The following is a 15539-nucleotide window of genomic DNA, read 5'->3' on the forward strand; positions in this document are numbered from 1 at the left end:
GTTTTGCAGAATGTTGACTTTCAACATCCGTTTTTTTTGATTCACTTTTCAAAATTTCTCCGTACCTTTGCAGCCGTCAACGTTGATAAGGCCTGCAGAGGGCTCCGAAAGACAAAGCGCGCTGTCTCGAAGAAATCTCGAAAGACCTTCGGAAGAAATTGCTAGCTCTAAAAGCTCGAAAACAACAAGGGTCAATTGCCAACTCATCAACACTTTACACGGAGACCGGTATCAGAGAGGCAGATGACAAAACGGGAAACAAAAAAGATGCAATGCCGTCGAGCATCGCATCCTTGTTATGAACATAGCAAAAACTTATGCTAAAATTGTTTTGATGATTTCATCGGCAGTTACCATGGTTTGCTCACCAGTAGTCATATTCTTCAACGTAACCTTGCCTTCGTTCATCTCATTTTCACCAGCAAGTGCCACAAATGGAATATTCTTAGCATTAGCATAGTTCATCTGCTTCTTCATCTTGGTACTATCCGGGAACATCTCTGTACGTACACCGGCCTTGCGACACTTCTCGACAATAGGCAGACAATAAGCAGTTTCCTTATCGCCAAAATTGATGAAGAGTACCTGAGTAGCATTAACGGCTTCCTTTGGATATAGATCAAGTGCATTGAGCACATCATAAATACGGTCGGCGCCGAAACTGATGCCCACACCAGAAAGTCCTGGCATACCGAAGATTCCTGTAAGGTTATCATAACGGCCACCACCACCGATACTTCCCATCGCAGTATCAAGGGCCTTTACCTCAAAGATAGCACCGGTATAATAGTTCAGACCACGAGCCAATGTCAGGTCGAGTTGTATTTCGTTCTTCATATCGAAGCCCTTCAGCGTGTCGAGAATAAACTGAGTTTCCTCTACACCCTTCTCGCCCATCTCACTACCGGCAAGTACTTGTTTGATGGTAGCAAGTTTCTCATCATTTGTTCCCTCAAGAGCAATGATAGGTTGCAGTTTGGCTATTGCTTCCTCAGAGATACCATCTTCGCGAAGTTCTGCATTTACTCCATCAATACCAATTTTATCAAGTTTGTCCATAGCCACGGTGATATCAACAATCTTGTCAGCCTCTCCTATCACCTCGGCAATACCTGTAAGAATCTTACGGTTGTTGATTTTGATCTGTACGCGAACACCAAACTTAGCAAAAACAGTATCGTAAATCTGCATCAACTCTACTTCATTGAGCAAAGAATCAGAACCTACAACGTCAGCATCACACTGGAAAAATTCGCGATAACGACCCTTCTGTGGACGGTCTGCACGCCATACTGGTTGAATCTGATAACGCTTGAAAGGCAACTGGAGTTCGTCACGATGCATCACCACATAACGAGCAAAAGGTACAGTAAGGTCATAACGCAGACCCTTCTCACAAAGCTTAGTCTGTAACTTCAACGTATTGCGCTCAGACAATTCCTCGTCGGTTACCTTTTTCAGATAATCACCAGAGTTCAGCACTTTGAAGAGTAACTTATCACCTTCATCACCATATTTACCCATCAGAGTATGAAGAGTCTCCATAGCTGGAGTTTCTATCTGCTGAAAGCCATATAGCGCATAAACGCTCTTGATCGTATCAAATATGTAATTACGCTTGGCCATTTCCATAGGGCCAAAGTCGCGTGTTCCCTTTGGGATACTTGGTTTTTGAGCCATATTATTTCTTTTATTATTTTCGACACGAAAGGCACGAAATACACATTCTTGTGTAATTCATGCCCACGTGATAAAGATTATTTTAACTAATTAATTTATTTACGAACGATGGTCTGTGCACGATCAGGACCAATAGAGATGACCTTGATAGGTGTCTCGAGGAACTCTTCGAGGAACTTCACATAAGCCTTGAACTCTTCTGGGAACTGATCTTCACTGGTAAACTTCGTCATGTCGGTCTTCCAGCCTTTGAACTCCTTATATACAGGGGTTACATTGTCGATTTCGTATGGCAGCTCTGTTGTCTCACTACCATCAGCCAACTTATAAGCTACACATGCCTTAATTGTATCGAAACCATCGAGCACATCGCTCTTCATCATGATCAATTCGGTAACGCCATTTACCATGATACTATAGCGGAGCTGAACCAAGTCACACCATCCGCAACGACGCTCACGACCGGTAACAGCACCATATTCATGTCCCAGGTCACGAATCAACTTACCTGTTTCGTCAAACAACTCTGTAGGGAATGGACCAGCACCAACACGAGTGCAATAAGCCTTCATGATACCATATACATTACCTATCTTGTTAGGACCGATACCCAGACCTGTACAAGCACCTGCGCACACTGTATTACTTGAAGTAACGAAAGGATAAGAACCGAAATCAACATCAAGCATCGTGCCTTGAGCACCTTCACAGAGAATGCTCTTTCCTGAACGTAACACATTGTTGATTTCATGTTCGCTGTCTACAATATGGAACTGGCGCATATATTCAATGCCCTCGAGCCATTTCTTCTCTGTTTCCTCAAAGCCTTCAAAATCTGTCCATCCCAATGCTTTCAGCATCTGCATGTGACGTTCCTTGTGAGCTGCATATTTAGCGTCGAAATTCTCCAGGATATCACCGACGCGGAGGCCATTGCGACTTACCTTATCGGTATATGTAGGGCCAATGCCCTTACCTGTAGTTCCCACCTTATTTTTATCTTTGGCAGCCTCATAAGCGCGGTCGAGGATGCGATGAGTAGGCATAATCAGATGAGCCTTCTTTGAGATATGAAGGCGCTCCTTCAATGGATGTCCGCTCTTTTCCAAATCCTGTGCTTCGCCCATAAAGAGATCCGGAGCCAAAACTACACCATTACCGATGATATTCACCTTTCCACCCTGGAAGATTCCAGAAGGAATAGAGCGAAGAACATACTTCTCCCCTTCGAATTCAAGAGTATGGCCTGCGTTAGGGCCACCCTGGAAACGAGCTACTACATCATACTTCGGAGTTAATACATCAACTACCTTTCCTTTTCCTTCATCGCCCCACTGCAAACCCAGCAGAACGTCAACTTTACCTGTGTTCATTTTATTTTTGGTTTCTTAGACTTTGCGTTTTATTCTTCCGCTTCGTGATTTTTCCTTGGCAACTGCTGCACACGCCATAGATGTACAGAGAGAATCCATCTTTTCGGAATCGCCTGAGCCGAGCCTCGTTGATACTTTGCGTCACACCAGGCAATGATATTTCGGTTATTTTCCCACATATTGTACAAATCTGGTGACAGTGGTTATTACTTGCATAGTATGCTTCGTAGAGTGTAACTCCCTGAAAGTTGTGTCGCACCACCAACCGCAATTCTATAAACAATCGGATAGTGTTGTATAGCGTAGCTCTACTTACACGAAAGTTATTCGCGAGCAGAGTCTCACTTAATTGTTCGAGCGAAAAATGCCCCTTTATGCTGTATACTGCATCCAAGATAGCATATCGCTCCGGGGTTTTGCGATGATTACGCAACTCCAAATAGTTATCGAGAATCTCTCTAACCTTGGCCTTTACGTTTTCTTTCATATCACCAGTTCGTTACATAAAACGCACAAAATTACTAATTTTAATTTAGATAAAAGAAAAATAAACCAAGAAAATAATAAATGATAAAGAAAATAAAACGATAATGACATAAAAGTAGCAAAAAACACCACTTTTATGTCATTGTGTCGTTATAGTTCGATCAGTCCTTTGGTTGCTGATTTTGCCATTCGTTCATACACGATACCGAGTTGGGCAAATCGTTGTATGCAGTTGGCCGCAGCATGCTTTAAGCCTACATTCTCTTTTTGTTGCAGGGCTGTGATGGCCTGATCTAGAAACTCGTTGATACCTCGTTCGTTAGGTTCCTGACCTTTCATGAAAAGGCGCGAAAGTATAGAATAACCGCATATCTGTCGGATAACGCTTTCACTTGCAATCCATTGATAAGCAATGGCTGGTGCATGCTTTACGTTCTGCAACAGATTAAAGGCCAATAGTTCTGCCAATTCTTGATTGTGTACGCTTTCCATCCATACATCCACGAGTTCCTCGTCCATTCTTTCTGCAGGCATGATGAGCATAGCAAGAATTTTACATTCTCTGATGTCTTCTTTCCACAGTTCTATGGCAAGTTCGTAGTTCTTGCCATATTCTGCAGCCATACGTTTCAGTTCTATCAAAGGCACCCCCCAGTTGATCTTGTAGTCAAGACCTTTATCACGCATCGACTGTGACCCCGGGCCATTCATCCACAGACGGAATGAACGTTTGATGCCCATTAGTTGGTTATGTACTTCTTCGTTCATACACATGTTATATTAATGTTGCATATTCCTCAGAATATCTTCGCATCTGATGTTCGTAAGTTTCAGTATAGTCCACCTTGACATCCTCTATCTCGCCATCCTTTCCTATCACAGGTTTCATCCACGGATTGATAAATCCCTTGTATGGAGCGATATTCAGTTTGGCATATCTATTCAAGATTTCCTCGTGTAACTTTCTATCCAGTTTTACAGCATATTTCTCTACAAGTTGTCGGGCGCGCTCATAGTCACCTTCACTCTTGATACGCTGTATTTCGGCTAATTGCATAGCAAAGATGTCACGTAGTCGAGCGTAATCATTAATTCTGATGTAATGTTTACCCTTCACCTCTACAATCTCTACGACATTCTCCTGTCGGTTGATATCGCAATCCAAGGCCCAATTGGCAATTAATGCGCGGTTACGCATATGTGCCTCTTCGATATCATTACCGAGTTTTATGCGCATCGACTGTGTAAGGGCGCCATTCATCATATAGGTATAATACTGACTCTTATAGGCTTCCATATCTGGCAACAGTCCGAGCTCTACCATCTTTTTATCGGCCATATAATATAGTCCGAACAGGTCGGCGCGAGCTTCTTCGTTGGTGTTTCCATAAGCCTTCAAAGCGTCCGGGTCAGTACCGGCGAGCAACTGTCCGCTACCGTGTCCCAGGCATTCATGCAAATCGGTATGCAAGTCGTCGGTATAATCACCATACTTATCAATCAATTGTCTTGTGGCATCATCGATAACGAACTCTTCGCGGAAACCATTGCCCTTCATCGCTTTATTGTAAGCCTCTGTAAGATTACCTATAGTTACGCTCTTACTTCCATGTTCTGCACGAATCCAATCAGCATTGGGCAAGTTGATGCCAATAGCAGTGGAAGGATATTCGTCACCACCGAGCATAGCTGCACAAATCACATTGGCGGTAACACCTTTTACCTTTGATTTACGGAATCTTGGGTCAACAGGCGAATGGTCCTCAAACCATTGGGCATTTTCGGAAATAGTCTGAGTACGCTTTGTTGCTACCAAATCCTTATATTCTACGATACCTTCCCACGTGCCTTTCAGTCCAAGAGGGTCACCGTATACTTCGATAAATCCATTCACGAAATCTACAAGTCCTTCGTGCTGGTTTACCCATTTAATAGAATATTTATCAAAATCTCGTAAATCTCCTGTACGATAATACTTTATAAGCAACTCAACGACAACTTTCTGTTCCTCGTTTTCTGCATATTTCAATGCTCTTTGCAACCAGGAAATGATTTTTCGGATAGCTTCGCCATACATTCCATCCTCTTTCCACACGATCTCAGAGAGTTGTCCGTTACATTTCACTAATTTTGAGTTCAGACCATACGAAGGAGGTTCCTGGTCGTCAGCATCTTTCATGTTACCATAAAAGTGCTCTACTTCTTGCTGGTTTACACCTTCATAGAAGTTGCATGCTGAAGTTTCTACGATATCCACGCCGTCAGCCTGGTTTACGCGTTTCGGCATGAAATCAGTATCGAAGATAACCTTCACAAGTTCCTCAAGTAAATCCTCTTTGCTCTCACCCTTTCTTAACGGCAGTTTCCCTTCATCTATTTTCATCAACTCCTCACGGAAGAAGTCCTCCGTAAAGTCAGCCACAAATTTCTCGCAACCATAGTGATGATAAATGCCATTAGAGAACCATACCCTCTTCAGGTAAGTCTCCAAACCTTTAAAATCACTCTGATTGCGAGAACCTTGATACTCTTCGGTCATCACCTCAAGCACCTTTCTGATGCACAAGTTGTATCGACCTTGCTGATCGAACGTGATATCACGTCCATACAACGTAGCCTGTGACAGGCAATAGATATAGCTTTTCTGTTGAAGTGTGAGATTTTCAAAACCATTCAGGCGATAACGAAGCATCTGAATATCAGCAAACTTTTCGTCTGAATAGTTAAAATCATCATTTCTCATTATTCTTCAGTTTTTGGTTTACGTCCTCTTCTCTTTGGCTTTTCTAATAAAGATGGGTGCAAAGCAAGATTGCGCATCTTATAATCGCGCGGTGTACAACCATTAATTTTGAAGAAAGAAGCATAGAAACTCTGACGATTACTGAAACCGACCATATCCGAGATGTCTTCCATCGTCAAATCTTGGTAACGGCGATCAATTAATATAGACATAGCTTCATCGATACGATACTTGTTTACAAACGAAGTATAGTTCATGTGAAATTTCACATTCACGACAGCCGAAATATAACGAGTGTTAGTGCCCAAATCTTCGGCAAGTTTCTTTGCAGAGTAGTCTTTGTCCTTATACTTCTTTTCAAGTAAGATAATTTTAAGGATCTTATCGCCTAACTCATCCATCAACTTCGGACTAACCAATGTGCGATAAGCAGCTTCCTTCTCTTTCAATTCTGTAATATTATACTTTGCCATAACTATATAGATTATAATAAGTCATCCCTTTGGTTGTGCAAAAATAAATACTATTTTTTAAAGTCGCAAGAAAATTCCTTCTTTTTTTTTGATAAATTTTCAATTTTTCTTCATAAGGGCAAAAGATAAATAGAAATATACCTTCACGTACACCTAGAAAGAATTTTGAATACGAAAAATTTCGACTAAATTAGTATTATATTGAAATTCTTTATATACACATAAGTATGAAACAGTTAGCCTATGCGGATATAATAGTTAGGATGAAATTGATTTACGTTTAATTAGAATAAAGAAATCGAATTCGACATATTTCAGTAGCCGGTAAAGGCTACTGAAGATGTCTCTATAAAGAAGTAAATATTTTCCATATTGTTTTATTGTGGATTGAGGGTTTGTTCCTCAAATCGACCATATCTGTCAAGAGTTCCGCGCATTTTCCCCTTTCTGGCCTCGAAGAAAGGGGGTTCTGTACGTAAACTCACATCATCATAAACGAAGTCTGCCACAATGGTATCCTTGCCATCAGGACGTACCAGTCCCATTTTTCCGTCTTTCTCTGCAATTACAGGCATGATCATGAGTTCATCAACATATACGTAAGGCGTACGCAAGAAGTCATAGACAGGATGCAATAATATATTACCTTCATGGTCTCGCATACCATACTTACCGTTTTCCTCGAAAATTTCATGGAATTTCACATAGGTATCCTTGATGCGATGTAAATAATATACCATTTTTCCACGATTGTTAATCATGGCATGCATATACTCAAAGGTATCGCAATAGTTGGCAATTGCACGCGCCAAGACCATCTTAAAGTCACAACCTTTCAACACCTTTCTGTTCAGATCGATATATTGTGCCAATGCCTTTTGCTTACCTTCCAGATCGAGAGAATCAATATAAGCGGTAAACTGGTCCATCACTAATTTTGAGCCTTTCATAGCCTTAATATAGCGATGCACTTGTCGAATCATCTCCCGGCAAACAAACTTGTCGATTTCGTTAACTTCTATCGTGTCGACGTATTTTTCATCGAAATCTTCATGATTTAGCTTCTTCATGGTCTTACTCCTTTCTTATATTTACGCGAATGATAACCTTTTGGGCCAAAGATATGCTTTTTTTTCTGATTGACCAAACATTTTGCAAAAATAACACACAATAAATACCTGATCTCTGATTTTATGCAGAAATAAAGCATAAGAATTCTTTTCCGAAGTCAATGTAAGGTACCGACTTTGTCAGCTGTTCGATGCTGTGTCGGCAAAAACACATGTGCAGGTTTACCTACTGGAGCAGAATGAGGAGATATCGTGTCGTTAGGCTTGGTTAGTTTTGACACATTTTCTTGATGTCTTGATCTAAGTTGCTGAGCGACGGGGTCAGGTTTATGCCAACAAGAGGACATCATAAAAGATACAAATAATAAAAGAATTATAGAATTTAATTTCGCCATGTTGTTAAAGAGTTATTTTTTTAGTCTTCTTGCAAAGGTAGTTATTATTTATGAAAAAGAGAGGTTTTCGGATGAATATATCAACTAAAAAATGTATTTTTGCAGAAATTAATAACATAGGTCAATTCATGGCCTCAAAACTATAATTATGACGCATAATATATCGAAAATGAGAGTACTGTTTATCTGTCTTGGCAATATTTGCAGATCACCTGCCGCCCATGCTATATTTCAAAAGATGATAGATGACGCGGGATTGTCAGATCACTTCTTGGTAGACTCTGCAGGAATTGGAAATTGGCATGTAGGAGAACTCCCGGACAAGCGCATGCGCGACCATGGATATAGAAGGGGATATCGGATAGACCATCATGCAAGGCAGTTTAAGATTTCTGACTTCGACAACTTTGATAAAATCATAGTAATGGATGATGATAACTATCGGATAATCACAGGGAAAGCTGATAATGAAGACCAAAGGCGCAAGGTAGTCAAGATGGTAGATTATCTGGAGCAATATGCTGGTGAAGAAAGTGTACCCGATCCCTATTACGGTGGAGCAGACGACTTTGAATGGGCGCTCGATTTGATAGAAGACGGATGCAGAGGTTTGTTAAAACTTAGCAGATAAATGCGTAATAAATGTTTTAAATCAATAGAAAAAACATAAAAAGGAAAAAAAATCGTTGAAATTGCTGAAATAAAAAATATTTGTGTATATTTGCCAACAATATACATCTAAACTACGCATTAAAGTATACCATGAGACAGCTAAAGATTACTAAAAACATTACCAATCGGCAAAGTGGATCACTTGACCGTTATCTATCAGAGATCGCTCGAGAGCCAATGATTTCACCTGAAGAAGAGGTTGATTTGGCTAGGAAAATTCACGAAGGAGGCAAAGAGGCCGAAAGAGCTAAAGACAGACTGGTAAGGGCTAATTTGAGATTTGTTGTTTCTGTGGCTAAACAGTATCAGCATGAAGGTATTACTCTCACAGATTTAATCAACGAAGGTAATCTGGGTTTAGTAAAAGCTGCCGAGAAATACGACGAAACGCGCGGTTTTAAGTTTATTTCATATGCTGTATGGTGGATAAGACAAGCCATCATTCAGGCATTGACGGAGAAAGGACGACTGGTACGTATCCCACTGAACCAATCAATAGCAGCAGGGAAAATACAGAAGGCTACTTCTGATTTCCTACAGGAATATGGTAGGTATCCTTCTCCAGAAGAGGTTTCTGAGATTACAGATATTGAACTGGATAAAGTTCTTGAAGCTCAGAGTGCACTATCTTACTCAGTAAGTATAGATACACCAATGTCGGAAGACAATGACACTTCGATAGCTGACTCTCTTACCTCTGGCGATCGACGCGAATCTGCAGACAACGAGGTTGATCTACAGTCCATGAAACGAGATATCGGCAAGGTGATAGAAACGCTATTAAGTAAGCGAGAAACTCTTGTGATATGTCGATTCTATGGTTTGGGACGTCCTGAAGAGACACTCGAACAGATAGGTGACGAAATGGGATTATCGAGAGAACGTGTACGCCAAATCAAGGAAAAAGGATTGCGAAAAATAAGACATAGTAAAAGTAGCGGAATGCTACTGAAATATTTAGGATAAAAATATATTATATGACCATTATACTTACGATACTTGCCTACTTTGGCATTCTACTCATCTTTAGTAGGGCTACATCAGGCAAGTCAAACAATGATACATTCTATCGTGCAAACCGGCGCTCCCCATGGTATATGGTGGCATTCGGTATGGTGGGTGCAAGTATCTCAGGAATCACCTTCGTCTCAGTACCGGGAATGGTGCTGACGAGTGATATGTCATATCTACAAATGTGTATCGGATTTATTTTCGGATATTTTGCCGTTGCCTTTGTATTATTACCTATTTATTATAAACTCAATCTTACGACAATATACTCGTATTTAGAATATAGAATGGGAAAGAAGAGCTATAAGACGGGAGCTTCTTTTTTTATTCTGTCTAAGTTGACCGGTGCCGCTGTACGATTCTATGTGGTTTGCTTCATTCTGCAACGATTTGTATTGGATGCCTTCGGGATTCCTTTTGCTGTGACTGTTGTTGTGATGGTAGGACTCATCTGGCTTTACACCCATAAGAGCGGAGTAAAGACTCTCGTATGGACGGATACTTTTCAGACGCTCTGCATGTTTGCTGCCTTGATATTAATGATCTTCCAAGTGATGAATGCTCTCCATTATGACATGGGACAAGCTGTAGATGCAATTATCGCAGATAAAAGAAGTAACATCTTTGTATGGAGCGATTTCATCAGTCGACAGAATTTCGTAAAACAGTTTCTGAGTGGTATCTTTGTTGTCATCGTGATGACAGGCCTTGACCAAGACATGATGCAAAAGAACTTAACTTGCAAATCATTACACGAGGCACAGAAAGATATGTGTTCCTATGGTTTTGCTTTCATTCCTGCAAACTTGTTATTCTTGTCGTTAGGAATACTCTTGGCACAACTCGCAAACAGTTGGCATATTGCCCTCCCTACTATGACTGATGACCTACTTCCTATGTTTGCTGCTTCCGGTAAAATAGGTCCGGTTATCGTTATTTTGTTCAGCATCGGCATTGTGGCAGCCAGTTTTTCGAGTGCAGACAGTTCTATGACTGCTCTTACCACCTGTTGGTGCATCGACATCATGGAACAGAAAGATAATGAAAAACTCCGCAAGTACACGCATTTTTTCATCGCGTTGATCTTTGTGATCTTCATCTTGCTATTTAGAATTATCAATTCTACCAGCGTCCTTGATGCAATCTACACCCTATGCTCATATACTTACGGTCCATTGCTAGGACTTTTCGCTTATGGAATTTTCACTCATCGCGGAGTGAACGACAACTACGTACCTTATATTGCCATCGGTAGTCCTGTTATCTGTGGTATTATCGACTATACTACCCGATATCTCACAGGCTATCAGTTTGGCTATGAACTATTACTATTGAATGGTGGCATCACTTTTCTGGGTTTATGGCTATCTGCCCCTGCTAACAGATACCATAAATTCCAGTTGAAAGTTACTGATGAAAACGACCGTCCAATCGGTTTCTAGTCTTTAGCGCTTATTTTCCGTAAATATTCACTTGGTAAACAGCCGAATTCCTCCTTGAAACACTTACGGAAATAAGCGATACTATTGATGCCCACCATAAATGCGATTTCGCTAATCGTATATTTCCCTTGCATCAATAGGCGTTCTGCATATTGCATCTTGTAGTGACGAAGATATCCATTGGTACTGGCACCTGTAAGTGCTTTCATCTTACGATAAAGTGTCGAAGCACTCATACCGAGTTCCTTAGCTACTATATTCACATCAAGATCACCGGTAATATTCTTGTCAAGGATTTTATTGAGTTGTTCAAAGAAAGCATGGTCACTCTCTGACATTGCCTGTCGGAGTTCCTGCGCCTTCTGCTGAATAGTATTATTATTAGTCTTATTCATTATCTTAGCGATAAGCTGTCTTCGCTGATTGAGTAGATTCTTGACACGACTCTGTAACACGCTTACCGTGAAAGGTTTGGTAATATAACTATCTGCACCAGCATCATATCCTTCGATTTTTGACTGGTCTCCATCCTTAGCCGTCAGCAAGAGCACAGGAATATGACTTGTACGAACATCTTTCTTCACAGCTCGCAACAGTTCATTACCATCCATTATAGGCATCATGATATCACTAATGATCACATCCGGAATGCGATCAAGTGCCAAAGCAAGACCTTCCTTACCATTTGAAGCCTGAACAACTTCATATTCATCTTCAAAGTTCTCAGTAATATAATTACGGATGCCTTCATTATCCTCTACGATGAGCAAAATCGGTTTCCCTTCATGTTCATCAAACGAGATAAGCGTTTCCTGCTTTCTCTCATTCTCTTTTGTTATGGATGAGTTTATCTCTTCATCTAGATGTTCTTCGGCCAACTCTAATTGTTCGTCTATATTCCCACATTGATAGGTTACTGTCGAATAAAAATTATTTTCATCAAGAGTCACTATAAATGTTGTCCCCCTGTTAACTTTACTTTCCACCTGAATGGTGCCTTGATGTAATGCCACCAATTGCTTGACAAGAGCTAGCCCTATACCCGTTCCGGAAGCCTGATGCTTACCATTTTCCTGATAATAACTATCAAAAATATGAGGTAAAGCTTCTGGAGATATACCATAACCTGTATCGGATACCATAATATCTATGAGATTCTTCTTCCTCTCGTGTCTCCGTTTCACAGTTACTGTAATACTACCCACATCCGTATATTTAAAGGCATTGCTGATCAGGTTATCCATAATCATGATAATGATGCCCTTATCAAAATAGGTAGAGATATTACTCTCGGGAGCTATAAAAAAGATGTCGAGTTTCTCCTTCGTGTTGAGTTCCTGATATTTCACACACACTTGTTGAATGACCTTCACAATATTGTCTTTTGACACATTGAGTTGTCGCCCATTACATTGAGTTTTTCTATATTCCAGTATTTGATTAATCAGTTCCTTCAACCTACTGGCACTCTGATAAATGACAGCTAGTTTATGCTTTATTTTATCAGGAATTTCAGTGCTTCTTGAGATATCATCTAAAGGTCCAAGTATTAAGGTAAGTGGGGTTCGGAGTTCATGAGTAATACTTGTAAAGAAGTGCATACGCTCTTCATTGAGTTTCTGTTCCTGCTCATTTTTCTTCTTCTCCGCATCAAGTTGCACTTGCAGACGGAACTTCTTCGTATACTCACGCTGATTTATATAGATGACAGCCACCACGAAGACTACAAAAAGCAATTTAGCCCACCATGTAAGATACAAAGGTGGTTCTATCTCAAGTCTCAGTTCTGTAGGCTCTGACCATTCTCGATTTTTGAATCGGCATCTCACCTTAATATGATATATACCATGTGAGAAATTATGCAGATAAATACGATTACCTACTACCGGATTCCACTTATTATCTCTATCATTGATTATATAACTGTACTCCACCATATTATTAAGAGCTACGTCAGCCTCATTTACCGATAAGACCAGTGAATTCTGATTATGATTGAGCACAAGTGTTTTTTTACCGATCAAGTTGATTGTACTGTCAGGCTCATCACCATTGGAAACGACATAAGCCTGAGTGATATAAGGGACAACTGCCTTTTCCTTCATGAGAATCTGGTGAGGATTAAAATAGGTAAGTCCATTCGTACTTCCAAAATATAATGTACCGTTCGATGAAATTGCCACACAACCACTATTGTAATTACCTTGGGCAATATGATCTTGATAACCATAATTATCAAATTTGCCATCTAGTTCATTATAAAAACTAATTCCTCTATTGGTACTTATCCATATATGATGCTGTTTATCTTCAACAATTGCATGTACGATGGCATTATTCAGATTCGAAGAAATTGTAGTGTATTTCCTACCCAATCGATTAGGCATATATGCGATACCTGCATCTGTAGCAGCCCATAAATGTCCCTTTCTGTCTAACAGAAGATCGTTCACATTATTATTAAGGAATCCACTTTGTTCCTGTAACTTCTGAATAATACGCATCTGCTGATTGAATATCAACAGTCCACCCCCAAAAGTACCGACATAGAGATATCCCTGAGAATCATGTATCATGGTACGAACAAGTCGCTCACTAAATTCGTTATGGTGGGCAACAACCCTAAGGGTTGCCTTGTCCACAATATAGAAGCCATCGCTTGTTCCCACAAACATTTTGTCCTTATATTCATTAAAGCAACGTACATCTGTCTTTTTCTCGAATATCTTGCGCGCTACCCCTCCATTCGCAGGTCTCACATAAGCATTATCGGTAAAAGTACCAAACCATAATCTGCCTTCACTATCCTCCAAAATCGATTGCACGGCTTTTTCCTTTAAATTCACATCAGGTTCTATACGGCGCCCATTCTTAAACAGATTCAAGCCATCGCCATCCGTACCAACCCAAAGTTGGTGATGGCTATCATAAGAAACCGAGAGTACTGATTTTTCTGTAAGGTGATGTTCTACGTCAATAGGCGAGAAATCAATATAGTTAAAATATGGAGCACGGTGCAGAAGTACATTTACTCCTGAAGCATAAAATCCCAACCATACATTATGAAATTTATCCTCAATCATACACCTGATTGTTTTTCCCGACAAATCATTATCACAATATCCTTCATTGAGATATTGAAAAGATGCCGAAGAAGGCAATCCAAGTGTAAGTCCTGGCTTCATAATAGCCACACCACCCTGTTCGGTACATATCCAGAGCCTACCATCACTACCTTGCTTGATATCAAAAATCGTTCGGTTCAGTCTTCCGTCATCAGAATAATGAATAAACTCACCCTTATTTCGATCAAAAAGATTTAAACCTTTGTTAGTACCAACCCATACATTACCATTATTATCTTGATACACACAAAACACATCATTACCCATAATACTTGTAGGGTCTGAAGAATTCTCAGTAAATGTATGTGAATTTCTGTTTTTTGTATCTATCAGTGTCAGACCACCATGAATGTGACCTACTGCGATAATGCCACCGCCCAAATCACAAACACAATCATTAAAGGATTGTGGCACACCCTTAAGATGTGTATAATCATAGTGGGTAAACTTATTGGTTTTAAAGTCAAAGTGGTCAATACCATACCAATAGGTTGTAATCCAAATGCCTCCATCATAGGCAGGTTTTATATCTGTCACATCATTGGTATAAAGTGAGTTTGGATTTTTCTTGTCTTTACGATAGGTCGTAAACTGATCGGTATCATAGTTATAGGCTTGTAGACCCTCGCGTTGAGAACCTATCCACATTATTTTTTCCTTGGGGTCATCACAAACTACGTTTAGCGCATTGGCCACTAATGAATTCTTTGTATTCTTTTTATAATAGGTAAAAAAACTAGACCCATCAAAACGATTCAAGCCTTCTTCTGTGGCAAGCCAAACAAATCCATATTTGTCTTGTGCCATACTTAGAACATAATCACTCGATAACCCTGAGGTTACATTTAAACGTTTTATCGTATGCCCCCATACCTGAAAGTGAGCAAAAACAAGAAGTATACCTATATATATAAATCTTAACTTCATTCTAAAAATATCAAAATTTTGCATGCGCAAAGATACAAAAAAATTCATCATAGAAATAGTTTTGCGGATATTTTCAACCAAATTAGGTATATAAATCGCGCAATGCATGATTTATATACCTACATTGAACGATAATCAACCA

Annotated in this window: 12 protein-coding genes; 3 read left to right on the forward strand and 9 right to left on the reverse strand. The window is 40.0% G+C overall.

Translation table 11 applies throughout. The annotated features are described in order from the left end of the window. Positions 1–315: 315 nt before the first annotated feature. The 8 genes from hisS to K333_RS13565 all read right to left on the reverse strand — a co-directional run bounded on the left by hisS (position 316) and on the right by K333_RS13565 (position 8106). Entirely contained in the window at positions 316–1680 is a 1365-nt protein-coding gene (gene hisS, locus K333_RS0108035) for a histidine--tRNA ligase (protein WP_024990389.1), read from the reverse strand. A 95-nt stretch (positions 1681–1775) separates the two neighbouring features. Next, the gene (locus K333_RS0108040) at positions 1776–3053 is read right to left on the reverse strand and encodes an adenylosuccinate synthase (protein ID WP_024990388.1); all 1278 of its coding nucleotides are present in this window, start codon (positions 3051–3053) and stop codon (positions 1776–1778) included. Position 3054: 1 nt separating this feature from the next. Continuing rightward, positions 3055–3540: a Fur family transcriptional regulator gene (locus tag K333_RS0108045; RefSeq protein WP_027452553.1), complete on the reverse strand. Its 486-nt coding sequence runs from the start codon at positions 3538–3540 to the stop codon at positions 3055–3057. Positions 3541–3689: 149 nt separating this feature from the next. Continuing rightward, positions 3690–4307, reverse strand: a complete 618-nt coding sequence (locus K333_RS0108050) for a DNA alkylation repair protein (protein WP_024990387.1) — start codon at positions 4305–4307, stop codon at positions 3690–3692. Positions 4308–4314: 7 nt separating this feature from the next. Next, positions 4315–6282, reverse strand: a complete 1968-nt coding sequence (locus K333_RS0108055; RefSeq protein WP_024990386.1) for a dipeptidyl-peptidase 3 family protein — start codon at positions 6280–6282, stop codon at positions 4315–4317. Continuing rightward, entirely contained in the window at positions 6282–6755 is a 474-nt protein-coding gene (locus K333_RS0108060) for a helix-turn-helix domain-containing protein (protein WP_024990385.1), read from the reverse strand. Before K333_RS0108060 ends, K333_RS0108055 begins: the two co-directional genes overlap by 1 nt. 377 nt (positions 6756–7132) lie before the next feature. After that, the gene (locus K333_RS0108065) at positions 7133–7825 is read right to left on the reverse strand and encodes a hypothetical protein (RefSeq protein ID WP_024990384.1); all 693 of its coding nucleotides are present in this window, start codon (positions 7823–7825) and stop codon (positions 7133–7135) included. 158 nt (positions 7826–7983) lie between these two features. Then, positions 7984–8106, reverse strand: coding sequence for a hypothetical protein (locus tag K333_RS13565; RefSeq protein WP_262498690.1), 123 nt, complete (start codon positions 8104–8106; stop codon positions 7984–7986). A 262-nt stretch (positions 8107–8368) separates the two neighbouring features. Here K333_RS13565 and K333_RS0108075 point away from each other — a divergent pair, with 262 nt between their 5' ends. The 3 genes from K333_RS0108075 (at position 8369) to K333_RS12130 (ending at position 11345) form a co-directional block, all read left to right on the forward strand. Continuing rightward, positions 8369–8851 carry a low molecular weight protein-tyrosine-phosphatase gene (locus tag K333_RS0108075; protein WP_024990382.1) on the forward strand — a complete coding sequence of 161 codons (483 nt, stop codon included), beginning with the start codon at positions 8369–8371 and terminating at the stop codon, positions 8849–8851. Between the two features lie 131 nt (positions 8852–8982). Then, positions 8983–9858: a sigma-70 family RNA polymerase sigma factor gene (locus K333_RS0108080; protein ID WP_024990381.1), complete on the forward strand. Its 876-nt coding sequence runs from the start codon at positions 8983–8985 to the stop codon at positions 9856–9858. A gap of 11 nt (positions 9859–9869) precedes the next feature. Further along, positions 9870–11345 carry a sodium:solute symporter gene (locus tag K333_RS12130; RefSeq protein WP_024990380.1) on the forward strand — a complete coding sequence of 492 codons (1476 nt, stop codon included), beginning with the start codon at positions 9870–9872 and terminating at the stop codon, positions 11343–11345. Here K333_RS12130 and K333_RS0108090 read toward each other — a convergent pair. Next, positions 11342–15448: a hybrid sensor histidine kinase/response regulator transcription factor gene (locus tag K333_RS0108090; RefSeq protein WP_450097607.1), complete on the reverse strand. Its 4107-nt coding sequence runs from the start codon at positions 15446–15448 to the stop codon at positions 11342–11344. The genes K333_RS12130 and K333_RS0108090 overlap by 4 nt on opposite strands. Between the last annotated feature and the right edge of the window lie 91 nt (positions 15449–15539).

The organism is Segatella albensis DSM 11370 = JCM 12258 (assembly GCF_000426565.1).
GTDB lineage: Bacteria > Bacteroidota > Bacteroidia > Bacteroidales > Bacteroidaceae > Prevotella > Prevotella albensis.